At 43.5% G+C, this 26,595-nt stretch carries 20 protein-coding genes and 3 tRNA genes; 7 read left to right on the plus strand and 16 right to left on the minus strand.

Annotated features, from left to right (window positions below; genetic code table 11):
* Window positions 1-27: 27 nt before the first annotated feature.
* On the minus strand, window positions 28-1,794 hold the full coding sequence (locus tag P5V12_RS12580) for a ShlB/FhaC/HecB family hemolysin secretion/activation protein (RefSeq protein ID WP_316953442.1): 1,767 nt from the start codon (window positions 1,792-1,794) through the stop codon (window positions 28-30).
* A gap of 897 nt (window positions 1,795-2,691) precedes the next feature.
* Window positions 2,692-3,735, minus strand: coding sequence for an AraC family transcriptional regulator (locus tag P5V12_RS12585; protein WP_316953443.1), 1,044 nt, complete (start codon window positions 3,733-3,735; stop codon window positions 2,692-2,694).
* A 144-nt stretch (window positions 3,736-3,879) separates the two neighbouring features.
* Here P5V12_RS12585 and lpxC point away from each other — a divergent pair, with 144 nt between their 5' ends.
* Entirely contained in the window at window positions 3,880-4,845 is a 966-nt protein-coding gene (gene lpxC, locus P5V12_RS12590; RefSeq protein WP_316953444.1) for a UDP-3-O-acyl-N-acetylglucosamine deacetylase, read from the plus strand.
* A gap of 70 nt (window positions 4,846-4,915) precedes the next feature.
* Here the strand turns inward: lpxC and P5V12_RS12595 are convergent, their stop codons facing one another.
* The 3 genes from P5V12_RS12595 to P5V12_RS12605 all read right to left on the minus strand — a co-directional run bounded on the left by P5V12_RS12595 (window position 4,916) and on the right by P5V12_RS12605 (window position 6,531).
* Window positions 4,916-5,140 (minus strand): hypothetical protein, encoded by a 225-nt coding sequence (locus P5V12_RS12595; RefSeq protein WP_316953445.1) that lies wholly within the window; start codon window positions 5,138-5,140, stop codon window positions 4,916-4,918.
* A 385-nt stretch (window positions 5,141-5,525) separates the two neighbouring features.
* Window positions 5,526-5,855, minus strand: coding sequence for a hypothetical protein (locus P5V12_RS12600; protein WP_316953446.1), 330 nt, complete (start codon window positions 5,853-5,855; stop codon window positions 5,526-5,528).
* 313 nt (window positions 5,856-6,168) lie between these two features.
* Entirely contained in the window at window positions 6,169-6,531 is a 363-nt protein-coding gene (locus P5V12_RS12605; protein ID WP_316953447.1) for a hypothetical protein, read from the minus strand.
* A 475-nt stretch (window positions 6,532-7,006) separates the two neighbouring features.
* Here P5V12_RS12605 and P5V12_RS12610 point away from each other — a divergent pair, with 475 nt between their 5' ends.
* The gene (locus tag P5V12_RS12610; protein WP_316953448.1) at window positions 7,007-7,975 is read left to right on the plus strand and encodes an IS110 family transposase; all 969 of its coding nucleotides are present in this window, start codon (window positions 7,007-7,009) and stop codon (window positions 7,973-7,975) included.
* A gap of 694 nt (window positions 7,976-8,669) precedes the next feature.
* On the opposite strand, the gene P5V12_RS12615 is transcribed toward P5V12_RS12610, so the two are convergent.
* Window positions 8,670-8,975, minus strand: a complete 306-nt coding sequence (locus P5V12_RS12615; RefSeq protein WP_316953449.1) for a hypothetical protein — start codon at window positions 8,973-8,975, stop codon at window positions 8,670-8,672.
* A gap of 948 nt (window positions 8,976-9,923) precedes the next feature.
* Between P5V12_RS12615 and P5V12_RS12620 the strand changes: the two genes are divergently transcribed.
* Entirely contained in the window at window positions 9,924-10,862 is a 939-nt protein-coding gene (locus tag P5V12_RS12620; protein ID WP_316953450.1) for an integron integrase, read from the plus strand.
* A 523-nt stretch (window positions 10,863-11,385) separates the two neighbouring features.
* Here the strand turns inward: P5V12_RS12620 and P5V12_RS12625 are convergent.
* The 10 genes from P5V12_RS12625 to thrS form a co-directional block, all read right to left on the minus strand.
* Window positions 11,386-11,462 (minus strand) — tRNA-Pro (locus tag P5V12_RS12625).
* 71 nt (window positions 11,463-11,533) lie between these two features.
* Window positions 11,534-11,890, minus strand: a complete 357-nt coding sequence (locus tag P5V12_RS12630) for a MerR family transcriptional regulator (protein ID WP_316953451.1) — start codon at window positions 11,888-11,890, stop codon at window positions 11,534-11,536.
* Window positions 11,874-12,179, minus strand: coding sequence for an integration host factor subunit alpha (gene ihfA, locus P5V12_RS12635; protein ID WP_316953452.1), 306 nt, complete (start codon window positions 12,177-12,179; stop codon window positions 11,874-11,876). The genes P5V12_RS12630 and ihfA overlap by 17 nt, the downstream gene beginning before the upstream one ends.
* A gap of 1 nt (window position 12,180) precedes the next feature.
* Window positions 12,181-14,571 (minus strand): phenylalanine--tRNA ligase subunit beta, encoded by a 2,391-nt coding sequence (gene pheT / locus P5V12_RS12640; RefSeq protein WP_316953453.1) that lies wholly within the window; start codon window positions 14,569-14,571, stop codon window positions 12,181-12,183.
* Window positions 14,572-14,664: 93 nt separating this feature from the next.
* Window positions 14,665-15,996 (minus strand): UDP-glucose/GDP-mannose dehydrogenase family protein, encoded by a 1,332-nt coding sequence (locus tag P5V12_RS12645; protein WP_316953454.1) that lies wholly within the window; start codon window positions 15,994-15,996, stop codon window positions 14,665-14,667.
* 22 nt (window positions 15,997-16,018) lie between these two features.
* Entirely contained in the window at window positions 16,019-17,032 is a 1,014-nt protein-coding gene (gene pheS / locus P5V12_RS12650) for a phenylalanine--tRNA ligase subunit alpha (protein WP_316953455.1), read from the minus strand.
* A gap of 219 nt (window positions 17,033-17,251) precedes the next feature.
* The gene (rplT, locus tag P5V12_RS12655; protein WP_316953456.1) at window positions 17,252-17,611 is read right to left on the minus strand and encodes a 50S ribosomal protein L20; all 360 of its coding nucleotides are present in this window, start codon (window positions 17,609-17,611) and stop codon (window positions 17,252-17,254) included.
* A 36-nt stretch (window positions 17,612-17,647) separates the two neighbouring features.
* Entirely contained in the window at window positions 17,648-17,842 is a 195-nt protein-coding gene (rpmI, locus tag P5V12_RS12660; RefSeq protein WP_316953457.1) for a 50S ribosomal protein L35, read from the minus strand.
* 151 nt (window positions 17,843-17,993) lie between these two features.
* Complete coding sequence (gene infC, locus P5V12_RS12665; RefSeq protein ID WP_410483340.1) at window positions 17,994-18,536, minus strand: translation initiation factor IF-3; 543 nt, start codon at window positions 18,534-18,536, stop codon at window positions 17,994-17,996.
* 140 nt (window positions 18,537-18,676) lie between these two features.
* A complete protein-coding gene (thrS, locus tag P5V12_RS12670; RefSeq protein WP_316953458.1) occupies window positions 18,677-20,596 on the minus strand; it encodes a threonine--tRNA ligase in 1,920 nt (639 codons plus the stop codon).
* A gap of 238 nt (window positions 20,597-20,834) precedes the next feature.
* Between thrS and P5V12_RS12675 the strand changes: the two genes are divergently transcribed.
* The 4 genes from P5V12_RS12675 to P5V12_RS12690 all read left to right on the plus strand — a co-directional run bounded on the left by P5V12_RS12675 (window position 20,835) and on the right by P5V12_RS12690 (window position 25,239).
* Window positions 20,835-22,376: a capsule assembly Wzi family protein gene (locus tag P5V12_RS12675; RefSeq protein ID WP_316953459.1), complete on the plus strand. Its 1,542-nt coding sequence runs from the start codon at window positions 20,835-20,837 to the stop codon at window positions 22,374-22,376.
* A gap of 112 nt (window positions 22,377-22,488) precedes the next feature.
* Window positions 22,489-24,900, plus strand: coding sequence for an SLBB domain-containing protein (locus P5V12_RS12680; protein WP_316953460.1), 2,412 nt, complete (start codon window positions 22,489-22,491; stop codon window positions 24,898-24,900).
* 80 nt (window positions 24,901-24,980) lie between these two features.
* Window positions 24,981-25,057 (plus strand) — tRNA-Val (locus P5V12_RS12685).
* A gap of 106 nt (window positions 25,058-25,163) precedes the next feature.
* Window positions 25,164-25,239: transfer RNA gene (locus P5V12_RS12690), tRNA-Asn, on the plus strand.
* The last annotated feature ends 1,356 nt before the right edge of the window (window positions 25,240-26,595 follow it).

Genomic DNA, 26,595 nt, shown 5'->3' on the forward strand with positions numbered 1-26,595 from the left:
ATACCTGCCGGAAACTCGTTTTCGGGATTAAAATTTCTTGGACACTCGGATCCATATAGGCCAAAGTGTTTTTGAGCCATTACTGTCGTTACCAGTAACGGGGTCTTTTAGAGGGTTGTTGCCAATTCTTCGGGCAATATCAATAGTTGCAGAGAAATTACTTGAATGAGTCCAAGCTAAACTCATACCCAAACCGTTTAGGCTATGAGAGTCTTCTGCTTGTACTTGAGTTTGTTTTTGAACGACCTCTCCGGCTTCCAGGAAACCCGTTAGCAAAATACTGTCATCGAATTGATATCGTAACTCAAAGGTAAAAATGGCACCGGTATCACCGGTGGCCTCTAGAACAGGGTAAGCTCGAATACCGTTTGGACCACCTAAAGAAATCGTCTCGGAAGAGTCAAGCTTGTCATCCGTAAATTGGCCTATCAGGGATGTCCAAATAGTGGTTTTTTCGGTAACGCGTTGTAAACGGCCAAGGTTCCAGGATAGGACAGAATAACTTCCCGCAGTTTTAGCTCCAGCTGCATCCTGAGCTTCATTTTCTTTATTGCCAGAAAGGTCCAGATCACCAAAAACTAAATTCGCTCCATAGTAACTCACACCACCTTTACCTAAGCTGTCTACCAAATTTCCATTTAAACCTAGTTGTAATGTCGTGATGGATTTATCGGAAATGGTCTCACCCAGTTGCGAGTTTTCGTATTCTCGCTGTTCCAGTCGACCAGAAATATTTATGTTCCGTTTCAACTGCCGAACTAGCGGGTAAGTCAAACCCGTGCCCACAGTGAAAGAATCACCTTCTGCATCAAGGTCTTCAAATTCATCCCCCAGGCTATATGACAAATAAGAGGTGTTGTAATCAGCCTGTAAACCATTCGCAGTTAATGGGTGCGTGTAACTCATTCGAGCATATTGATTCCCTTCAGAAAACAAACCAATTAATTGCGCTTTGTCCCCTCTGTGAAAGGGATTAGCAATAGTAAACGAAGGCTTTACACGAGTTTCCCCCGTGGAATCGACACCATAATTATCAATGGTCACCGAGCCTGCATAACGCTGCTCAGATGCCACATCCACGGACACATCAGTTTCCCCTTGCCTTTCCCCTGCGACTAAGACATTTTTAGCGTTAATACCGGAAAGGTCGTTCAGAAGTAGAGTCGCCCGCTCCAACGTTTTCAAATTAAGGGTGTCACCACGTTTTTGGTCAGACGACATAACACGAGTTACAAAATCGGGAGAAATAATTTCAGACTGGATTTTTTGACTATTTTGAACCACGACTTGACCGAACTTGGCCTCAACGATCGCTATAATAATGTGTCCGTCTCGTATATCCTGCTGAGGTAAATAAACACGGACCAAGTGATTATCTTCGCGGTACCGAACTGCGACTAAATTTGCGACATATTTTAACTCTGCCAGACTAAGCGGTTTATTCTTCCAGGGTTCGACAACCTCTAACAATTCTTCTTCGGTAAGCAGTGTATTTCCATGAAAAGAAATCTCGGTTACGCTGATCTTCGGGCCAGAACCTTCAGTTGGTGCCGCCAATGGTGCCTCTTCTGGAGGAATCTCTTCATTTTTGGGTTTCTCAACGTCCTCAATTTCATTCTGAATCGCACCAGCATCAGGAACTTGTTGTGCTACTGCCCCCAAAGAACCAAAGAACAACACGACCAACAACACACTACACCAAGCATGCTTGACATACTGACCGATAAAAAGAGGTTTAGATAAAAAATAGAAACGTTTACTCAGATGAATACGGTATTTTCTATACGAAGACATTCACATCCCTTACGAGCTAATTATGATATGACCGACTATAGCTATGCTTTCCGTACAGAAATTGAAATGATTTAGATATGAATTTAAAAATACGCCCCTGTCAAAGATGCAAAATAAATGAACAAAAAATGCCCAATTAGATAGCCCGAATAATCCTTCCTTAAAATTAAACCTCAAATAATCACGCTTCAAATCTCACATCCCAAGACGTCACTATTTCAGGCATCAAAAATCTATTTTTATACGGATAGTAATGCTAATTTGAGTATAGGCAGGCAAATAAAAAATACTCGGGAAGGCATAAAACATTGCGTTTTTTTAACATTTTTATACAGACTAGACGGTATTAAATAAATATCCCTCCTAAAATAACGCCATCCGACATAAATAGTATAGAAATCAAACAAAGAACACCAATTAGTAAGTTAGGAGAGAACCGGAAAAAATCATATTTTTCACTAGGCATTTTATTTAAAACTTATACAGACCGCCCCCTTTCAATAAATTGCCTCAAATCAAGACAAAAGACAAACCGAAATTCCGTTGGAATATCTAAAAATATAGATCGTTGAAAAACTCACTTCTACAGTGCCGCTAAAAAAGCGGTTGCATACAAAGCAATAGGCAATAACCTCAGGTTTAAAGATGTACTCTTGTACTTTGAGGATTTCTCACAAATGTATGTGTGGTTTTCAATAATGGCGTTATGCACTCCCCCTCTAACTTCAATCTATGTGGAAGGGGATTTATTGCTTCGAAATACTGTGAATGGCCAATTGAGCATGACCTATGGAACCTGGAAAGAAAGCAACAGATTTGATAAAAATGAACCAGAGTCTGCTTTCTATGGAATCACTACACCCTGATTAGCACTGTAAAACGACCAGAAGTTGTCTACTAGGCTTTTGCTAAGCCAGCTATTTTTTGCCGGTAATCCGTTGGTGACTGCTGGTACCAACGTTTAAATGCCCGACTAAAATTTGCCTGCTCAGAGAAACCTAAAAGATAGCCTATCTCTCCAATTGCAAATTTGAGGTTAGCTAAGTACTTAACGGAAAGCTCTTTTCTTAAATCGTTCAGAAGTACACTATAACTTGTCCCGCTCTCAAGTAACTTACGTTGGAGTGTTCGCTCACTCATATTGAGTTGTTTTGCTATGTCCCGCTCAGAAAATGAACCTTCTGGTAGACACCTTACAATTTGATTGGACACCTGCTCAACAAGCGTTCCCAAGTTAAGAGCCTGAAGGTACTTGAGCACCAGAGCTTCGTTGATTTCGACCAAACTTGGGTTTCCATATGGAAGCTTTCGCTCCACAGTGTTTGCATCGACAATCATTTCAACATCACAACAGGTATCGACAGGCATACTGCTTGAGTATGAATACTCGATAGCACAGCGAGCGTAGGATTCTAATGCAAGCCTACTCGGAGAAGGCGTATCATGAATTCGAATACTTTCCGGGGAATAGGTTTCACTCACGAGTAAACGGATCATTTTTATCAACGCCGCGATGGAAGCATCGGTTGATGCATAATGAGGCTTCGCCTCCCCTCCCATGAGAGACAATTTGATAACATAGCCGCCTTGGTAAGTACCAAATGATGTCCGCAAACAGTCATTGACCATGGATGAGTAGCGAACCAGGCGAGTTAAACCATCTTTCATACTTGAGCTAGCCAACCAAGCAAAACCCAGCGCGTGAAAAGTGGTTGGACTCCATTGCATCCCTACATCAACACCAAAATTGTCGTCTCCCACAGCATTCACTGACCGTCGCCATAGCTCTTGAATCGCCGTGGTTGGATATCGTGCATCTGGGTCTTCGAGAAGCTCCAGGTCCACCCCTGACTCCTGGAATAATGTTTGCGCATCAACCCCTGTGTTCTGAAGGGATTGCCATATAAGTAAAGCCCATGATGTTAACGTAGTGGCACTCATAATTGCATCTTGTTAGCAATGAGACCTTAGGATAAAAGCTTGGCGGAAAAAGACAAGTATACGATTAACAAATGTCGGCATAAGAAAAGCCCAAAAGCATTATCAGCGCTAAATTAGCTCCTAACGTGCAGAGGAGATAATGTGATGCTGGATTATACAGATGAAGCAAATAGTTACTTATACCAACATACCCTAAAAGAATCATTCACCGTAATGGGAAGAGGACTGCATACAGGAATAAAGACCATTATGTCAGTGTTACCCGGGGAACCGGATACAGGCTATGTGTTTGTTAGACGCGATATTCATCCCTCACGAGCAAAGATCGTTGCCAGATGGAACACCGTTGTCGACACTAAGCTATGTACGACAGTGGGCAACAGCCTGGGTGTCAGAGTCAGTACTGTCGAACACCTTCTTGCCGCACTGTACGCATGTGGTGTTGATAATGCACATATCGTTTTAGATGGACCGGAAGTACCAATAATGGACGGTAGCGCAAAAGACTTTGCCTTCTTAATTAAGAAAAGCGGCACACGCAGGCAAAATCAGCAGCGACGAGCGATCGTTATCCGAAAAAAAATCAGTGCAAGAGACGGCCACAAATTTGTACAACTTTCACCACATAGACATACCAAGCTTTCAATCGGCATACAATTCGAAAGCAAAGCGATTGGAACTCAATATATATCAATGACGTTAAACCGAGAACATTTTCATCGGCACATTGCCCAAGCTCGAACTTTTGGCTTTTCAGAACATTTAGACACCCTGGCTTCACTAGGCTACGGTAAAGGAGGCTCTATTAAAAATGCCATACTCGTAGACGGGGACAAAGTGAAAAATGAGGAAGGTTTACGCTTTAAAGATGAGTTTGTACGCCATAAATATCTTGACGCAGTGGGAGACTTGGCACTGGCTGGCGCACGAGTCATAGGACACTTTACAGGCGTTGCTAGCGGGCATCAGCTAAATAATGCAATTTTGCATGAGCTTATGATTGATGAAGAAGCCCGTGTATTTACCACCGTTAGAAATGCCTATTTAAACTGGTCTAGGCTTATGTATTTACCTGAAAACGACACAGTACCATTTAGCTATCAGAATTAGGAGCCGGGCTCTACTTTATGGGCCCTTTAATTAATGTACTGTCTCATGACTTATGCATAATCGGTTGGTGCTATTTGTAGTGATACCACCAGTTACCATTATTTTCTCTATCTACTGTTTCTTGTGACTCAACATCAAAAACTACTTCTGACTTTGCTTGTATTGGCCAGTTGAATGCTTCAAGTAACTCTTTCATTGATGCAGTAAAAGTGCTATTGGACTTTAATGTTTCTTTAGCGGTATCGCTTGGCACACCCACAACAAATACGAGGTATTTCGGGTCAATATAGACCAAACCATCAGTTTGAATCCCTCAGCTCTCACAAGGTTCTTTAGAGCTGCTTCAATTCTCGAAATTTTCCACTTAAGTAGCAGATTCATATTGAGCACTAACGGGTCGGTGCTCAATATCACCCCGCTCTGGGGTGAACTTTTGGAGCAGATTGATAGGCGGACGCGCTCGCCTATTCTTGCCAACCACTTCTTAGTTTAAAATTAATTTTCTCTCAATTAATCGCACTGCGCGGACAACTATCTGCGACAAAACATTGAGCACCGACCCGATACATGGCCGAGGTCGCGCAGCGAGCGAGGTCGTGTATCGCCTATAGTTTACGTATTTTTGTAATGTAGCCGAAGGCGAAATAGAAAAAATATCGCAAGACTACACTAGTTAACCCTTACTTACTCACTTTGATAATTGAAGTCACATCGTAACCATTACACGTGGAACCATCTACACGAACCGTCACTTTCATTCCGGTGGTCAACCCTACTAATGCAGTACTGTACATAACTTTTCCCGCAACGCTATCTAGACTCCATGTAATCCAAGGAGCTGTTGATGGGCAGTTATTTTTAGTTGTCCAACCTTCACAAGGGGACATATATGCATTTCCATTATCATTCACCTGTAATTTACACACAGTGACATCAATATCTTCGGCAAAAGAGCCTCTTGAGGCCAATAAGAATAGAATTAGAGTGAAAGCGACCTTACTAGATCTCATATTTATTTTTCTCCCTGGACAGTTAACAGGTCGGTGCTCAAGGTCACCCAGAAGGGGGGAACTTTCGGAGCAGATTGATAGGCGGACGCGCTCGCCTATTCTTGCCAACCACTTCTTAGTTTAAAATTAATTCTTACTCAATTTATAGCACTGCGCGGACAACTATCTGCGACAAAAAAATGAGCACCGACCCGATACATGGCCGAGGTCGCGTAGCGAGCGAGGCCGTGTATCGCCGCCAGCAAAGGCGAGCAACTTGTTGCGAGTCCAGTTCGCGTAGCGCACGATTTTGGCTGGCTTTGTTATGCATTATTTAGCTAACTATAAAAGGAGAAAACTCAACAATACAATGATTCTTAACAACACCAAACCCCCAAGCCCCATACAACGATTGCCAAGCTTTACGTGTTGCAGAAATCTCTACATACCTGCCACCTTGGCTGAGCTTTGTCTCAACTAGCTTTCGATATAGACCATCGGCATGCTCTTTATTGAATGCTTCCTCGTCGAGTATTTCTTTCAATTTGTCATCGCTATCGATGAAGCGGGTTACGTATAGATGATCCATCTCATTCTTACAGACTCCATCTTTCCAGTAACCAATTATTTTCTTATCTCCACTGACCGTAGCGCATGAAGATAAAATTAGTATGAGAGCAATAGCTAGTAGTTTCATAGTTGCATAACGGGTCGGTGCTCAATGTCACCCCGCAGGGGTGAACTTTTGGAGCAGATTGATAGGCGGACGCGCTCGCCTATTCTTGCCAACCACTGCTTAGTTTAAAATTAATTCTCTCTCAATTAATCGCGCTGCGCGGACAACTATCTGCGACAAAAAATTGAGCGCCGACCCGATACATGGCCGAGGTCGCGCAGCGAGCGAGGCCGTGTATCGCCTCAAGAACCGGCGGCGGCTTTATCGCCGTCCGTGTTGCTTGACTTGTATGGTTAATTTAACACAAATTTCCCTTTCCGTTAAAAAGCGATAAGGTGAGGCTCATGTCTGCAGCAACAGACATTCAGCATAGTAGCTCGATGACTGACAGGCACCGATATAACCGAGTCCGTTAACAAGCTGGAGCGCTATGCTGATCCTACTTTAACTCGAACAGTCGAATGAGCCTCGAGCTCGAATGTAGCAAGGGTGAGTCATGAAAACAACTACCAAAGCGCACATTAAACAACAAAGAAATTTCGGTATCGATGTAGGAAAGACCTTCTTGGATATTCATGTCCTTGAACTGGATCGACATTGGCAAATACACAACACCACTGATGAGGTTAATGACCTGGTAAAAACCCTTAAACGCTTCAACCTCACCCGCATTGTTGTTGAGGCCACTGGTGGATATGAGAGAAAGGTTGTGGAAGCCCTGGCAGGTGCACAAATGCCAGTGGTGGTAGTTCAGCCAATGAATATTCGCCAATTTGCAAAGGCTCAGGGGATATTGGCAAAAACAGATAAAATTGATGCACGAATAATTGCTCAATTTGGCGCAGTTATGAAGCCAGACATTCGACCAATAAGCAGTAAAAAAGTGAGACATATCAGAGACTTATTGGCTCGAAAACGCCAGCTTATGGAGATGAGAACGCAGGAGCTAAACCGCCAACAAAAGGCACAGAAAAGTCTTCAAGCAACCCTCAACAGAATATTGAAATTTCTGAACAAGGAGATTGAATGGGTCAATATTCGGCTAGCTAAAAAGGTTTCTGAGGTCACTGAATGGGAAGCGACTTACAACATTTTATTATCTGTACCAGGCATTGGTGACGGAGTCGCCTTCACATTACTTGGTGAGTTACCTGAACTAGGCAGTTTAACCAATCGACAAGTCGCTGCTTTATGTGGACTCGCACCCTACAACCGTGACAGCGGTGCCATGAAAGGTAAACGGCGAATAAAAGGTGGAAGAGCACCGATTAGAACGGTGCTCTATATGGCGATGCTGAGCGCCATACAATGCAACTCGGTAATGAAAATATTTTTTGACAGATTTGTCGCTGAAGGCAAGCATAAAAAGGTCGCGTTAACGGCATGCATGAGAAAAATGATGACTATTTTAAATGCCATGATCCGCGATAGGAGAGCATGGCAAGAAGCCGAATTTATTAAATGAGATACGTTGGTTTAGGCTTGATTTTTACCACAGTCGCTTGTTAGTTGCATTTACTTTCTAGGCCCCACTATTACTCTTTTTATGGTGTTTTTGTTGTAAGTACCACCGTACGACATTACAGCTTTGTGGAACCTTACTGCGGCCAAATAAAACGGAAACAGGAAAACCCCTAACCACAACAGAAAGATGATAACAAAAAACGGCGTGGACCAATCTGAGATACTCGCATTTGATACCCTTGATATTAGAGTACCAGTTGTTAAAGCCCTATATAATTGGTAACAGGCAAAAAACCAGAACAACGTACCGAAAAATATACTCCAAGTTTTCTTCATATTAAGCGACTTACGGGTCGGTGCTCAATGCCACCCCGAAGGGGTGAACTTTTGGAGCAGATTGATAGGCGGACGCGCTCGCCTATTCTTGCCAACCACTTCATAATTTAAATTTAATTATTACTCAATTTATGGCACTGCGCAGACAACTATCTGCGAAAAAAAATTGAGCACCGACCCGATACATGGCCGAGGTCGCGTAGCGAGCGAGGCCGTGTATCGCCGCCATTTGCGGCAAATTTGGAATGGACCGTTTTGTGGTAGCGTAGCGTTAAACCACAAAAAAGGGCCATGGAAAATTTGTCCAGCGCTTGTGCAGCAAGCGCGGAGCAAGATGGCTTTGTTAGATACGCAACACATTAAAAGAATTTCGTGCTAAATAAAGCTGCAGTTAAAAGCGATATGAATAAAATTACCCACCTGAATGAAACAGCACTATTGATTTCAATATCGATCTCGTCATACCTCACTTTCGAATCAAAATATTTAGAGTGCATGTTTTTTACTCCAATATATTTAGATACATTCTCTATTTCACTTTCGCCATTTACTAATGCTATATCGATAGCATCTCTTAGCTTTCTCAATCCAACCTCGTCTCCCACTAAGAAACCTCTGTGTTCTTCCCAATGATCTCCATCATATAAAAATCCACTTTCCTTCATATTTACTTATCCTATACCGTGAACTTATCTAACGCCGCCATTTGCGGCAAATTTGGAGTGGAGCGTTTTGTGCTTGCGTAGCGTTAAAGCGCAAAACGAACCACGGAAAATTTGTCCAGCCAGCTTGCTGGCGAGGCAACATGGCCTTGTTAGGTGGCCGCGCGCTATAGAATAGTTGAAGAATAAAACCCAACCTGCCCTACGCAACTAACCACTATAAATTTACTGCCAAACTACCTGAAACTCACATAAAAGAGCGAACGGAATAGCATTGCTTGCCCCCTTAATTCTTCACTGCTAACTTCAGCACATTTTTGCCAAGTACTACAGTGATGTTTAAAAGTGTTGCCCAGATTATGAGCCACGCTCTTTCTAATATGTGGCACTAACCTAACTTGGCACCGACTCTTTTAATGCACAAGTTCGAATACCCACCTAACGGGTCGGTGCTCAATGTCACCCCGCAGGAGTGAACTTTTGGAGCAGATTGATAGGCGGACGCGCTCGCTTATTCTCGCCAACCACTTCTTAGTTTAAAATTAATTCTCTCTCAATTAATGGCACTGCGCGAACAATTATCTGCGACAAAAAATTGAGCAGCGAGCGAGGCCGTGTATCAGTATATTATACGGAATTCCGTATATACCCGGATAAGAACAATTCTCACCCATAAAATTTCTTATTTAAATTCAATGAGTTAACAAGTTGAAATCTAGGTTGAAGAAGGCTCTTGGCCGGGGAAAAGCTGCCTGAGTACATAACAGACCTTTCCGGGTCTTCTATGCACTCAATGAGGAGACAGTTTTTCCTTGGTTTTCAACAACTTACTTTCTAACGCTTGGAAAAACACAGAATTCATTTTCGTTTCTCATTAGACCCCATTATTGAAAAATTGTCTATTTTTCAATATAACTGTATATACATACAGATCAATGGATTGAAACGATTATGAAACCCTCACCCTTTCTTGAGCGTATTCGAACTGAACTACGTACCCGCCATTACAGTTTGAAAACCGAAAAAACGTATCTTTACTGGGTTCGATTTTTTATTCATTTCCACAACAAGAAGCATCCTAAAGATATGGGGAATTCAGAAATTGAACGGTTTTTAAACTATTTAGCCGCCACTCAAAACCAAGCCCTATGTGCCCTCGTGTTCATGTATCGGCATGTAATAAACCAGGAGATTGAGGGATTAAATTATGAGTATGCGAAACCCCCAAGAAATTTACCCACGGTGTTATCTCACTCGGAAGTCAATGGAGTCCTTTCTTGCTTATCAGGTAAGTATTGGCTTATTACTGCGATCCTTTATGTTTGCGGACTAAGAGTGAATGAGGCGCTGAGACTCAGAATTAAAGACATCGACTTTGACAATAAATCACTTTTTGTTTTTCGGGGAAAAGGACAGAAAGACAGATACACATTGCTTCCGACATCTCTGATCAATCCAATTCAAAAACAGATAGAAAAAGTGAAATCCATTCACGCTATTGATCTGTCCGAGGGATTTGGCCTTTCTTCGGTGCCTTCGGCTTTGTTTCGAAAGTATCAGCACTCTTTATCACAGTTTTCATGGCAATACTTATTTCCGTCTACCACTCGGTGTGTGCACCCATATGACGGGTATGAGTGTCGTCACCATATTCATGATACGGCCTATTCTAAACAACTGAGACTTGCCGTAAGAAAATCGGGTATTCACAAGCGTGTGACAGCCCATACTTTTCGACATAGTTTTGCGACAAACTTATTGTTAAGCGGCACAGATATTCGCACCGTCCAGGATCTATTGGGGCATTCGGATTTACGGACGACAGAAATATATACTCATGTTATTGGATCAAGAAGAGCCGGTACGGTAAGTCCAATGGATCGGATATAGCTATTTTGACTGTATCTGTTTATGTGCGTTTATAAAAATTAATGTCTGCTTTTACTGCTCAGTCGTTTTGAAACTGGATTATTTTGAATGACGGCTTTGTGTCGTTAGCATGCTCCCAAAAAAACATATTTGTGCTATTCAATTAGAATAGTCTGTACTAGTTAGCATCTTCACCATATCCCACTTGCTGGTTCTAGAGGGAAAGAGTGGAGAAACAATTTCAGCACCCCGAACTAACCGCAATCAAGAATAAAATTGATATGTCAAGCCAATCCATTTCATAACGTCTGAAACGCTTATTGTTCTCTGAGATGCCTGTTACATGGACAATCTCACCATGTAGATAAAAGTATCAGCAAGTCTTTCACTGAAAAATGTAGATTTTTCCCCATATTGATTGGGAAACAAATCTCTCTAACACCATTAAAAAACTAATAGATTCGGAGGAGTACTGAAGTTATGGGGAACTTATGGGGAACAAATACAGACGACACGTATAAGTTATTGATTTTAAAGAAGAAAGTGGTCGGAGTGGCCGGATTTGAACCGACGACCACCACACCCCCAGTGTGGTGCGCTACCAGGCTGCGCTACACTCCGTATTTGTGGAAACAAATAAGGCGCTCATCATACGAATTGAGCGCCTTATTTCAAGAAAAATTTACAATTTTTTAAGTTTTCAGTACAGCCAGAACTTCTTCTAAATCCTGGATCATCTGGTCAACAAGGGAGTCGAAGTTGGATATCTCGGATTTCGCCCCGTCCCCACTCATTTGCTGACGAGCACCACCAATAGTAAAGCCCTGATCATACAGTAGGCTGCGTATTTGACGGATGGTTAATACGTCTTGACGTTGATAGTAACGACGGTTTCCACGGCGTTTTACCGGCTTCAACTGGGGAAATTCTTGCTCCCAGTAGCGCAGAACATGCGGCTTTACAGCACACAGTTCGCTAACTTCACCAATGGTAAAGTAACGTTTACCGGGAATTACGGGTAATTCGTCGTTATTACTCGGTTCCAGCATAGGCTTCCACGCGTGCTTTCAGTTTCTGACCTGGTCTGAATGTTACCACCCTTCTGGCAGTGATAGGAATCTCTTCACCGGTTTTAGGGTTCCGACCAGGCCTTTGTTTCTTATCTCTTAGATCAAAGTTACCAAAGCCTGAGAGCTTAACTTGTTCATTATTCTCCAAGGCTATTCGGATTTCGTCAAAAAAGAGTTCGACAAGCTCTTTTGCTTCACGCTTGTTGAACCCCAATTCTTCGAAAAGTTTTTCGGCTATATCCGCTTTGGTTAAAGAATCTGACGTCATATCACCTTAAACTGGCATTAAATTCATCCTCTAGCCGGGTTACTACACTCTGCACGGCCTCGCTGATTTCTTCCTCTTTAAGAGTGCGCGAAGGATGCTGAAACGTCAAGCTAAAAGCGACACTTTTTCTTTGCGGATCAATGCCTTCGCCACTATAGACATCAAATACCTTTAACTTCTTGAGGTAAGAGCCTGCGCCTAAAGCAATTTCTGCTTGAAGCTGGGCTGATGATACCTGTTTGTCAACAACTAAAGCGAGATCCCGGTTCACTTCTGGAAACTTGGATAAGGGCGCAAAACTCGGAATTTTGGATTTGATCACGGCTTTTAAGTCAACTTCGAACACATAAGCCGGTTTGACGATATCCAGACTCTTCGCCAGCTGAGGATGCAACGCACCAATATAACCCGCAAACACACCATCTACGTATACGTTAGCGGTTTGGCCGGGGTGAAGAGACTTGCATTGAGCAGCTTCGAATCGAACCTCTTTTCCGCCAATAGCCAAGATTGCCTCTAAGTCCCCTTTAAGGTCAAAGAAATCAACATCTTGCCCTTTCTCAGCCCACGAAACAGGATAACGACTACCATAGATTAAACCTGCCAACATTGGAGTTTGCTCGGTTTCACCTTCTTTTTTACCTGGGACAAACTTTAACCCATGCTCATATAGCCTCACACGCTGCTGTTGCCGGTTAAGGTTGTATTGCAAGGTGCTTACCAACCCGGGAAGCAAACTGGTGCGCATAACGCTCATATCAGCGCTGATGGGGTTCAGCAACGCGATCCCCTCCCCATCATCGAATAACTTGTGGAGTTTTGGGTCAATAAAGCTGTAAGTGATAGCCTCTTGATAGCCTCGAGCAACAAGCATGGATGTAACCACTTCAACAGGCGTCTCGGCTTCACTTTTCACTGGCAACAGCGCAGGTATGCGCATATCGGTTGTTGGCAGGTTATTGTATCCGTATATACGAGCCAGCTCTTCAAGCAAGTCTTGCTCAATATCGATATCGAAACGATAGCTCGGAACCTTGAATGACCAACTGTCTTTATCAGAAGTCTGTAACGTCAATCCCAAGCGGGTCAGTATTTCCACAACATCGTTGTCGGGTATGGCAAAACCAAGGCCAGATTCAATTTTGCCCTTGTTTAATACGACAGTTTTTTCTTCTGGCAGCTTATCAGCCAGCTCTTCACAAATAACCGGCCCTGCTGTACCACCGACAATTTCAATTAGGAGCTCCGTAGCACGCTCTATCGCCAATTTACAAAGGTCATAGTCGACGCCCCGCTCGAATCGGTGTGAAGAATCGGTATGCAAACCATAGGAACGAGCTTTACCTGCAATCGCCACCGGATGGAAAAACGCACTTTCCAGGAAAATATCTTTTGTCTCTTCCGATACCGCTGTGCTACTCCCGCCCATAATACCCGCCATCGCAATGGGACCGGACTCATCTGTAATCAGTAGCGTATCGTTATTCAGTTCGATTTCCTGGCCGTCCAGTAGAGAAATTTTCTCACCGCTTGATGCTAAGCGGACATTTATTCCACCTTTCAGTTTCTCCAAGTCAAATGCATGCATCGGCTGTCCCAACTCAAGTAATACATAGTTGGTCACATCCACAACCGGATCAATAGAACGGACATCACTCCTACGAAGCTTTTCCTGCATCCAAAGTGGCGTTGGTTTCGATATATCTACATTGCGAATAACTCTACCGATATATCTCGAGCATGCCTCACCCGCAGACAAACTTACTGGAAAAGAATCAGAGGCTACGGCTTTAACCGGAGCAGTATCAACGTGTTTCACGTCCTCTCTATTTAAAACACCCACTTCGCGAGCCAACCCCCGCAACGAAAAACAGTCACTTCGGTTTGGGGTTAAATCCACCTCAATGACATTGTCATCAAGGCCAAGATATGTTCGCAAATCCTCGCCCACAGGCGCATCATCCGCCAACTCCCACAAACCGGCATCGTCATCGCCAGCTTGCAATTCGGTTTGCGCACACAACATGCCATTGGACTCAACACCCCGGAGCTTAGCTTTTTTTATTTTAAATTTCTTCCCGTCATCTCCCGGAGGAAGTTCTGCGCCAATAAGTGCAAACGGAATTTTTATCCCTGGTCTCGCATTCGGCGCACCACACACCACCTGCAACAGTTGATCGCCACCACCAGCGACTTGGCATACGCGTAATTTATCCGCGTCGGGATGTTGTTCCGTGGAAAGAATTTCCCCTACAACGACACCAGTGAAATCGCCGGCCACATTTTCTACACCATCCACTTCTAAACCCGCCATTGTCAGCTGGTCTACTAATTCTTGTGTTGTGACCTTTGGATTAACTAATTCTCGTAACCACTTTTCGCTAAATTTCATAGTACTTTTTCAAATGTCGTTTTTATTAATATCAAAGTCAAATGCCTCACGTAGCTTCCATATCAAAAGCACTTTCAACGGAGGCGTAATTTATTAGTTGGTTTGTTGTCGGCCAATCGCGTAGTGAACGTAACCTCTATCCGCCATTAAGTCAGGTTCGTATAAGTTGCGTCCATCAAAAACAACTTTCGATTTTAATTTTTGAGCAGCAGTATCCCAATCTGGAGATCTGAAGGCAGACCATTCGGTACACACCACTAATGCGTCTGCATTTTCCAAGGCTGTATACTCATTTTCACAAAAGACTAAGTCGTCTCGTTCGCCATAAATCCGCCCGGTTTCTTTCATTGCTTCCGGGTCATAAGCTTGAACCTTTGCGCCCATTTCCCATAAGCTTTCCATAACCACACGACTCGGCGCTTCGCGCATATCATCGGTGTTTGGTTTAAAAGCTAATCCCCATAGGGCGATAGTTTTACCGGCCAAATCACCATTGAAATGCTTTTTGAGCTTTTCCACCAAAACAAATTTTTGTGAGTCATTCACACTTTCTACTGCTGTTAACAACTCTGCAGGTTCACCAATGGAATTGGCTGTACGAACCAGCGCTTTTACATCCTTAGGAAAACAGGAACCACCGTAACCACACCCAGGATAAATAAAGCTATAACCGATACGAGGGTCTGAGCCAATACCTTTACGTACTAACTCAATATCGGCACCCAATTTTTCTGCCACACGAGAGAGCTCATTCATAAAGCTGATTTTTGTAGCCAACATCGCGTTAGCAGCATATTTGGTCAGCTCAGCTGAACGAACCGTCATGAACATCAGTTTGTCACGGTTACGGTTAAATGGCGCGTAGAGTTCGAGCATGAGCTTTTTCACCCGCTCGGACTCGGTACCAACAATAATGCGATCCGGCTTCATAAAGTCGGAAACTGCAGCCCCCTCTTTTAAAAACTCAGGATTGGATGCAACATCATATTTGTAATCCACACCACGCTCTTGTAATACAGACGCAATTTTGTTTTTAACCTTGTCTGCACTTCCAACTGGTACCGTAGATTTATTGATTACAAGACGATAGTCCTGCATATGCTCACCCACAGACTGAGCAACCTGCAATACATAACGTAGATCAGCAGCGCCATCCTCATCCGGTGGGGTTCCAACAGCAATAAAAATGACTTCTGCAAAATTAACCGCTTCTTCAGCACTGGTAGAAAAATGTAAGCGGCCTTCTTTAACGGATTGCTTAACAATGCTATCCAATCCTGGCTCATAGATTGGTATTTCACCGGCAGTCAAACGAGCAACCTTTTCTTGATCGACATCTACACATGTCACTTGATGACCGGAGTGAGCTAAACAAGAGCCTGTCACAAGGCCCACATAACCTGTACCAAAAATAGAAACTTTCACAGATTTTTCCTATGGTTAAAAATTAAAACTGTTGCAAAAACCTCAAATCATTTTCAAAAAACAATCTAAGGTCATTTACGCCATAGCGCATCATGGCCAGACGCTCGACCCCCATTCCAAAGGCAAAACCGGTATATTGCTCAGGGTCCAAATCACATGATTTAAAAACATTCGGATGCACCATGCCACATCCCATGACCTCAATCCAACCGGTATTTTTACAGATTCTGCAGCCTTTACCAGAGCAGCCCGAGCATTGAATATCAACTTCAGCAGATGGTTCTGTAAAAGGAAAATAGGATGGGCGAAAGCGTACGGGCACATCCTTTTCGAAAAATGCTTTCAGGAACTGATCGACCGTCCCCTTTAAATCAGCAAAGCTGATATTTTTATCAACCACCAAGCCTTCAACCTGGTGGAACATTGGCGTATGAGTGATATCAGAATCACAGCGATACACTCGCCCCGGACACACAACCTGAATTGGCGGCTGTTGCTTTAACATAGTACGAATTTGAACCGGAGAGGTATGTGTACGCAGAACATGTTTTTCATCTACGTAGAAGGTGTCATGCATTGCCCTTGCAGGATGGTGTGATGGAATATTCAGCGCTTCAAAATTGTGGAAGTCATCCTCAATTTCTGGACCTTCCGCCACTTTGTAGCCAACAGCAGAGAATATTGCTTCAATTCTCTGTAATGTTCTGGATACGGGATGACGACCGCCTATTTCGCCACTCCGCCCGCCAAGCGTCACATCAATTTTTTCTTGCTCAAGCTTTTTGCTAATCGCTTCATTTTCCAACGCTATTTTACGTTGGTTTATTTCATCCTGAACAGCAACTTTGGCTTTATTAATTTCCGCACCAGCGGCTGGTCGTTCCTCAGCCGATAATTTGCCCAGGTTTTTTAATAAAACACTAATTTGCCCTTTTTTCCCCAAGTAATCGACGCGGACCTTATCCAGACCAGATAAGTCTTGAGCTTGTTTTACGAGGTCTATAGCCTCTTGAGTCAGTTCTGCAAGATTTTCCATTAGGAACCTTATTCTTTCGCTCTAAATCAGAAGATTTTGTTTTTTAAAATCCTATGACACTTTTATCCCAATTGTATTAATTCAGCATTGAGCCAGCTTAAATAAAAACACAATGACCGTGAAAATAAAAAAAGGGAAGAACCTCTAGATAGAAGAGGCGCTCCCCTTTTATTTGCTTAAACTATTGTTTAAAGCAGATTTTAACCTACGGTTAAAGTCTTAAGCAGCAAGAGCCTCTTTGGCTTTATTCACAATAGCAGCAAAAGCAACTTTGTCATGAATCGCCAAGTCAGCAAGAACTCGGCGGTCTAGAGCAACGTCAGCTTTTTTCAAACCAGCAATAAGTCGGCTATAGCTTAAACCTTCAGCACGGGATTGCGCATTAATACGCGTAATCCACAATGCTCTAAAGTTGCGCTTTTTAACGCGACGGTCGCGATAAGCGTATTGACCAGCTTTAATTACAGCTTGCTTAGCTACGCGAAATACGCGAGAACGCGCTCCATAGTAACCTTTAGCAGCCTTAAGAACTTTCTTGTGGCGACGACGCGCCTGAACTCCACGTTTTACACGGGCCATGATTTTTCCTCTCTAAATTCTTACAGAAACTGACGGTTACTTAGCACGAAGCATACGATCTACTGCAGGTTTATCTGCAGCATTCATAACGCTGGTACCACGAAGCTGACGCTTACGCTTGGTTGTCATTTTAGTGAGGATATGGCTCTTGAAAGCGCGTTTGTGCTTATAGCCAGCAGCAGTTTTTTTAAACCGCTTGGCTGCACCACTGTGTACTTTAGCTTTTGGCATTTTGTTTCTCCAAAATTTCGAGTGAAACACTCTGTTGTTACTTGAAAGCCCCCTAGGCAGCTAAAAAGCCCGGCGGCCCCAGAACCAAAAACATCATCTGTCTTTGGCTTGCATACCAAACTCATCGCCTGGCATTGCAAACAGTTTATGATTATTTACGCTTTCTCGGCGCAAGTACCATAATCAACTGTCGACCTTCCATTTTCGGATACTGCTCAACAGTTGCAATTTCTTCTAAATCGACCTCGATGCGTTTCATCATCTCCATGCCGAGTTCCTGGTGAGCCATTTCCCGACCGCGGTATCGTAATGACACCTTAGCCTTATCTCCATGCTCAATAAAACGTGTGAGGTTGCGCAGCTTGACCTGATAGTCCCCTTCTTCTGTACCTGGACGGAACTTCATTTCTTTTACTTGCTGCTGCTTTTGCTTTTTCCGCGCAGCGGCTTTTGCTTTCTTGGCTTCGAAAACATGCTTGCCGTAATCCATGATTTTACATACAACGGGATCTGCATCCACGGCGATGGCAACCAAATCTAGACTGGCCGCTCTGGACTGTGACAAGGCTTCTTCGATGGTAACTATTCCAACTTGAGCACCGTCTGCTCCAATTAGGCGTACTTCACTGGCTTCAATTTGCTCATTAATCGCCGGCTTTTTTGAACGCCCTTTGGCATTTGCACTGGTATTGATAGTTGTTTTCTCCTATTCGAATTCTTTGAATTGATTACTTGGCACTCCCACTCAACTAGAAGTTTTCACGAGCATCCAGCTCAAGCCAGCAACCAACTTACCATTCACTAACTTAGGGTGAGGACCTAACTTACACGAGTTTAGACGTTATTACGCCCCCGCCTGGCAATATCATCAGCCAAGTGTTGAGCGAAGTCGTCAACGGAAAGGGTTCCAAGATCTTCACCACCACGGGCTCGAACAGCGATAGTGCCGTTCTCCACCTCTTTGTCACCCACTACGAGCAGGTATGGAACCTTCTGAATGGTGTGCTCGCGAATTTTAAAACCGATTTTCTCATTTCTCAAGTCAGAAACGACCCGGAAGCCTTTGTTTTTTAGGGTTTTCTCGACTTTTTGTGCATATTCAGCCTGATTGTCTGTGATATTCAACACAACAGCCTGCTCTGGAGCCAACCAAGCAGGGAATGCCCCTTCGTAGTTTTCGATGAGAATGCCTATAAAACGCTCAAAAGAACCCAAGATTGCGCGATGCAGCATAACTGGGGTCTGACGGGAGCCATCTTCGGTTACAAATTGTGCATCCAAACGACCAGGCATTGAGAAATCCACCTGAATCGTACCACACTGCCATACTCGACCAATGCAGTCTTTCAAGGAAAACTCAATTTTCGGACCATAGAAAGCCCCTTCGCCAGGCAACTCTTCCCAATCCAGGCCTTTCGCATTCAAGGCGTCCGCTAAAGCTTTTTCTGATTTATCCCATACCTCATCACTTCCCACTCGCTGCTCAGGGCGTGTTGATAGGCGGATAATCACGTCATTGAAACCAAAGTCCCGATACACCTCAAATAAGAGATCAGTAAAAATCGAAACCTCATCCTGAATCATCTCTTCAGAGCAAAAGATATGCGCATCATCTTGTACGAAGTTACGGACACGCATTAACCCGGCTAAGGTTCCCGAGGCCTCGTTACGATGACATGAACCAAACTCAGCCAATCGAAGCGGAAGATCACGATGACTTTTCAATCCCTGATTAAAGACCTGAATGTGGCATGGGCAGTTCATAGGTTTGACCGCATAATCACGGGATTCAGATTCAACAGTGAACATTCCCTCACGGAACTTATCCCAATGACCGGATTTCTCCCAAAGGGATCGATCCACGATTTGCGGCGTTTTAATTTCTTTGTAGCCGTTTTCGCGCTGCACTTTACGCATGTACTCTTCAACGGCTGTATATATAGTCCACCCTCGAGGATGCCAAAACACCATGCCCGGCGCTTCTTCCTGGATATGGAAGTAGTCAAATTTCTTACCCAGCTTGCGGTGATCTCGCTTCTCAGCCTCTTCCAAGCGGTTTAAATAGGCTTTGAGTTCTTTTTTGCTCGCCCATGCCGTTCCGTATATACGCTGCAACATTTCATTGTTCGAGTCTCCACGCCAATATGCCCCAGCTACTTTCATCAACTTAAAATACTTCAACTTACCCGTTGAAGGGACATGGGGTCCACGGCAAAGATCTTCGAAATCGCCTTGCTTATAAAGCGATAGATCTTCTTCCACAGGAATACTCTCAATAATTTCAGCCTTATACTCTTCACCAATTCCCCTAAAATAATCCACCGCATCATTGCGCGACAAAACTCTTCTGGAAACAGGAATATCCTGATCGCTCAAGTCCGACATACGCTGTTCAATTGCTTGCAAATCTTCTGGCGTAAATGCACGCGAATAGGCAAAGTCATAGTAAAAGCCGTTTTCAATCACCGGACCAATGGTGACCTGAGCTTCCGGAAACAATTGCTTTACGGCTTGAGCCAATAGGTGAGCCGTAGAATGACGTATTACTTCAATACCTTCTTCTGACTTTTCCGTAATGATGGAAAGTTCGCAATCATTTTCAATCGTATAGGATGCGTCCACCTGTTTTCCATCCACAACGCCAGCCAATGTAGCTTTGGCAAGCCCCGGCCCGATATCAGTTGCAACATCGAGTATAGACACGGGATTAGAGAAATTACGTATTGATCCATCTGGAAGAGTGATATTAGGCATAGAAGGCTCCTTATCAGTGGTGACCCCTACCAAAGGCCACTTGAATGTTATATCTGCTAAAAAGGGCCGGATTATAGAGGTAAGCGACTCACAACTCACGCTCTTTATGTGCCACAGTAACAATTCGTCACACTCCTATCAGCCCGAAAGCATTGACTGAGTGAGAAAATAGCCTAAGATGCTGCATCTTCGGGGATAATACTTCTACACAGCTTTTCACGCCGCTTTTAGGATCAGAATGGAAAATAACCACTTTCACAACAAAGCACTTATTTTTGCGTCCTCAAAGAAAAAAAAACCGCTAAAACCTCTGCTTATAGTGACCTTAACTGCACTATTAACCGCACAATACACCTTCGCGGATCCTTGGGTATCGCCAGGGGATGAAAGAACCCGGCACCATATTCAAGTGCTTGCAGACTCAGGGAAAGTAAAACTGCCAACCTCCACTTGGCCTATGATGTGGTCTGGGGTGGCCACCGCTCTAGATAGAGTGCGCATAGAGGACCTGACTGATCAGGAACTGTGGTCATATCGATATATAAAGCATGAATTAAGAAGGGCCCAAAAAAAACTCTCAGCTCAAAAAACAACCTATATCAGCAATAGCCACCCTGCGCTTACCAACTTTTCTTCCGATTCCAGAGAAAAATCAATCATTAGCGTATCTGCTACAGGATTAACCGATCATTTTGCGGTAAAAATTCAGGGTAATGCAGTGCAAGAACCCTCTGATAGCGACAAGTTCAGAATGGACGGTTCCTATGCTGCCGTAACCGCAGGTAATTGGGTTCTAGGCATGGGAGCAATTGATAGATGGTGGGGCCCAGGATGGCAGAATAGCTTGATACTATCCAACAATGCACGTCCAGCCCCTGGGCTTTTTTTGAAACGCAATCAAAGCAAAGCCTTCTCTTGGCCAGTATTAAAATGGCTTGGCCCATGGGACATTGAACTATTCGGCAATCAGTTGGAAAGCGACCGACACATCAAAGACGCAAAATTACTTGGAGGACGACTAACTTTAAAGCCTCTAAAATCGTTTGAAGTAGGTCTCGTTAGAACGGCACAATGGGGTGGAAAAGGACGACCACAAGACCTTGATTCTCTTTGGAATCTCGCTGTCGGGCAGGACAATAAAGGTGAAGCAGGCATAGATGAAGATGGCTCTAACGAACCAGGGAATCAGCTGGCTGGTTATGACTGGCGATATAATTTCAGCTTCTTCGGGGTAAACTGGGCAATATACCAGCAACGTATTGGCGACGATGAAAAAGACTATATGCCATTTCAGTCAATTGACTTTTGGGGAACCGAAGTGTCTTTTTCCACCACTCACACTAACAACCGGTTTTCAGTAGAATACACAGATACCGCAACTCACGCACTTAAAAGCGAAGGGAAAGGCAATGTCGTATACGAGCATAGTATCTACAAAAGCGGATACCGGCACTATGGAAGAGCCATTGGCGCATCTACTGACAACGACTCAAGAATGATCAACCTGAGCGGTTTTCATGAATTATCGTCGGGGCAAACGCTATACTGGACGCTTGCAAAAGTGGAATCCAATAGGGACAACTCAAATCGAGCCTCACCAGGCGGCAGCAACTTCTCCCCTACTGGAGTGGACTATAATTTTGCCGAAATAGAACTCAAGCTTCCCGTTACTGATAACACTCTAATTGGGGTTGGTGGCAGCTATGTAGACGAAAAAATCAGCTTAATGGATCAAGCTACCGAATCAAAAGTACACGCTTCACTTAACATTCGTTTTTAATATTACTCAAAATAAAAACAGCAATCATATGACTCGAACAATCACTCAGATAATTTGTATTATTTTTGCCACTGCAATCTTGGCCAGTATTACAACAACAACGCAAGCACAAATGCCAAGCAAAGAGCAAATTGAGAAGTTCAAACGACTACCACCTGCGGAGCAAAAAGCACTTGCCATGAGCCTTGGTATCAATTTTGATGACTACGCATTCATGCTAGAAGGTGGTGGGTCAAGCCCCAGTTCAGTCATTCCAACAGAAAAAGTCACTGGAGATCGAATCCAACAACAAAAAAAAATACAGTTGGAAAAACAGCTCAAGGATCTGGAAAAAGGCATTTCGCTTGAAGAAGACGAAAGCCCCGAAACTACCGACGAAGATATCGAACTATTTGGGTATAACGTATTTGATTTAGGAGGAGAAGCTTTTGCCCCAGCCACAGACATTCCCATCCCTTCAGATTACGTTCTTGGCCCCGGAGACACACTTGTTATCCAATTATTTGGCAAAAAAAACCAAACAGAAACCCTTAGCATTACCCGAGAAGGAAACATACTCCTGCCAGATATTGGTCCAATAACACTTGCAGGTTTAACTTTCTCACAAGTATCAAAAAAAGTTGAAGAAATCGTCTCCAAACAAATGATTGGTGTTACCAGCTCCGTAACCATGTCAGAATTACGTACAATCCGCGTCTTTGTTTTAGGTGAAGTACAAATCCCCGGCTCCTATGTCATAGGCTCTCTATCGACAATGAGCAACGCAATATTTTCAAGCGGCGGCATTACTAAAATAGGTTCACTACGTAATATACAGCTAAAGCGTAGCGGAAAAATTGTTACAACCCTCGATCTATATGACCTGTTGCTTAGGGGTGATACTAGCGATGACTCTCGTCTATTACCAGGTGACGTAATATTTGTCCCTCCAATAGGAAAAACCGTTGGCTTATCCGGTGACGTAAAACGGCCTGCGATCTACGAACTAAAAAGTGAAAAGAGCGTGGAAGATGCATTAAAACTAGCTGGAGGATTACTCCCTACAGCCTATATGCCCGCATCAAGAATCGAACGAATAACTCAAGCAGGAGAAAAAACCCTTGTAAATTTAGACCTATCAACACCTCAGGGAAAGAGTTTTAAATTAAAAGACGCAGATGTAATACAAATATTCTCTACACTCAACACAATGCGAGATATTGTGAAGCTAGACGGGCATGTAAAAAGACCAGGAGGATTTGCCTGGCGACAAAACATGAGATTCACAGATATCGTATCTGATGTCGATGAGCTACTCGCTAACCCCGACATAGAAATCGGCCTAATAAAAAGAGAACAAAAGCTTACTAGAAAAATAACTACTGTCATCTTTTCTCCGAAAAAAGCATTTAGAAATCCCAGCAGTGCGGAAAACCCGCTTCTGCACCCTCGAGACTCAGTAATTCTTTTCAACTACGAAGATGACAGGACCGAACTTTTAAAAGAACTAGTTTCACAAATGAAACTTCAAGCAAGCTTTGAAGAAAGAGAAAAAACAGTCCGCGTTGATGGCAGCGTTCGATTTCAAGGGGAGTACCCCCTGGCGGACAACATGAAGGCTCAAGACCTTATTCATCTTGCTGGAGGACTTCTAGAGCACGCACTGGAAACCAGAGCAGAAATCACACGAAGAACACTAGACGAAAATCGAAACAACTCAGTGATGCACCTTAAAATTGACCCTTTCCAAGAAAACCCTCAGCTGGTCGAAGGAGACTCTCTAAGAATACTAAAAGTTCCGATGTGGAAAGAAAAAGAAACAATTACCCTCCAAGGAGAAGTCATGCATCCAGGAACCTACTCAATCCTTCCTGGGGAGACTCTTATGGACGTAATACATCGCTCCGGCGGCTTAACACCTCATGCCTATGCATCAGGGGCTGTTTTTTCAAGAGTTGAGTTAAGGGAGCTAGAGGAAGAAAGACTGCAAGATCTAAAAGCAAAGATAGAAAGTGATATCGCCGCAACAAACTTAACAGAAAGCTCCCTAAAGCCAGGTAAAGTCGACGACAAAGAAGCACAAAAAATAATTGAAAACCTAAGTAAAGTGAGACCCCTCGGTCGTATGGTAATTGACCTTCCCAAAATTCTATCAGAACCGAACTCTTTCGACTTCCCACTTGAAGACGGCGATTCGCTAACAATCCCAAAACACAAACCCTCAATAATGGTAGTAGGGGAAGTACAATATCCGACATCCCATTTTTTTGATCGGAAGCTAAACACAATGGATTATGTTGAACGCTCCGGAGGAACGAAACAGAATGCAGACAAAAAAAGAATATACATAGTAAAAGCAAATGGGAGGGTGTTTTTACCCAAGAGTTCAGCATGGTTCAAAGTAAAAGGCAATAACTTAGAACCCGGCGATACTATTGTTGTTCCTGTCGACACCGATAGGGTCGACCCTATAACAATGTGGAGCAGTGTAACAACCATTATGTACCAAGCTGCTCTTGGGGTTGCAGCCATAGCTAGCCTATAACTAATAAGAGGTTGCCAGAAAAAAAAAGAATGATTACAATACGCGCCCTCTTATGATAGCCACAGCATAAGAGGCTTGCTAGAACCGTAGCTCAGTTGGTTAGAGCACTACCTTGACATGGTAGGGGTCGGCGGTTCAAATCCGCCCGGTTCTACCAGTTAACTCTTTATAAATCAATGAGTTAACTAATGAAATAAAAGGTTGACACCAAGCTAAACGATGTTTAGTATACGCGCTCTTTCAAGGCAACAGCCTTACATCACTCCGCCTTAGCTCAGTTGGTAGAGCAAATGACTGTTAATCATTAGGTCGCTGGTTCGAGCCCAGCAGGCGGAGCCAAATAGAAAACCACATCACTGCCTGAAGTAGTTTTTTGTATTTGAAAAATGCTTCCCCAGCTTTTTTAGCAACCCCAACACCGGAATGGCATAACACCATATAACCGAACCCGTCAAAGACTAATAGGTTTTCAAAACACTCGCCCACCCACATGGCAAGAGTTAATAAAAATAGTTCGACTGCTAGGCACCAAACATCTACCGAGAGTCTGTACCTCAGTTTTCTTAGGCATTTTTAGGTTTAAGTGCTACGATCCAAATTTGATGGACGAATTTGGATCGCTTTGCTGTCCGTAGGATGACTACAGGGATACTCTCGGTCAGGTTCGGGCTTACTGACGCATCCAGTTATACACTTGCTCAGATAAGGGTTAGTCAAATTAGTTGTCAGGAGAGTAGCGTGTATTGTCTAATCAAAACAGAACGGATTTGCTTTTTAAATCAGGCAAACAATGAGCTCAAGGCTTAGACAGATGATTTTGCCTATGGATTTTTAAGCGCCGTACCACCAGCTATACACGCAAGCTCTGACATGCTACTCAAAACCTATTCTGTTTGAAAGAAATGGTTCATCTCAAACACATCGTTTCGATTCATCATATAGTATAGTACACGTCACACCCAAATTTATTCACGAGAATAGAAAGCGTCTTTCCCTAGCCAAACTTGTTTATCAATTTCTCCAAATACTTTTTCGCGCAATCGTTGCCTCGAATAAATAATGTAGCCACTTCTGGCAAGGCCCACTTTAAGCGGCCATTACCTATTATTGAACCGACGTGCCTATTTTTTTGTAATCAGGCTCTTTGCTGCACACAAATAACGGAGAGTAAGGACAAAAGGTTTGCACCATTGGGAATCGATCAATGGTGGTTTTACCCAGGTATAACAGACACTTGGTTAAGAGTGGATAATCCACATTAACGAGATGTTAGATGACAAGAACAAGAAAACAATACACTCGCGAGTATAAACAAGAAACAATTGTACTTGTACATAAATCCAAACAAGCATTAGCCATATAGTCAATAGTCTTGGCGTTGATGACAACTTGCTCATGCATTGGGTTAAAGAGTTTTCAGGGTCGACTAAGACCGTGTTCCCCAGTAATGGCAACCCAAGAGATGAGGAAGTCACTCACCTTCGTATGAGTTAGCCGAAGTAAAGCGAGAGCGGGATTTTTTACGAGAAACGACAGCGTACTTCGCGAAGCACCCCAAGTGAAATACCACATTATCGAACACTGCCGTATACCTTTCCTGTCAGAATGATATGTCGTTTGCTTCAGGTTTCTCATGGCGGCGATTACGATTCGCGAGACAGGAAGCAGCCAAGCACCATTGCCCAACATGACGCT

This window comes from Teredinibacter sp. KSP-S5-2 (assembly GCF_032773895.1).
Taxonomy (GTDB): Bacteria; Pseudomonadota; Gammaproteobacteria; order Pseudomonadales; family Cellvibrionaceae.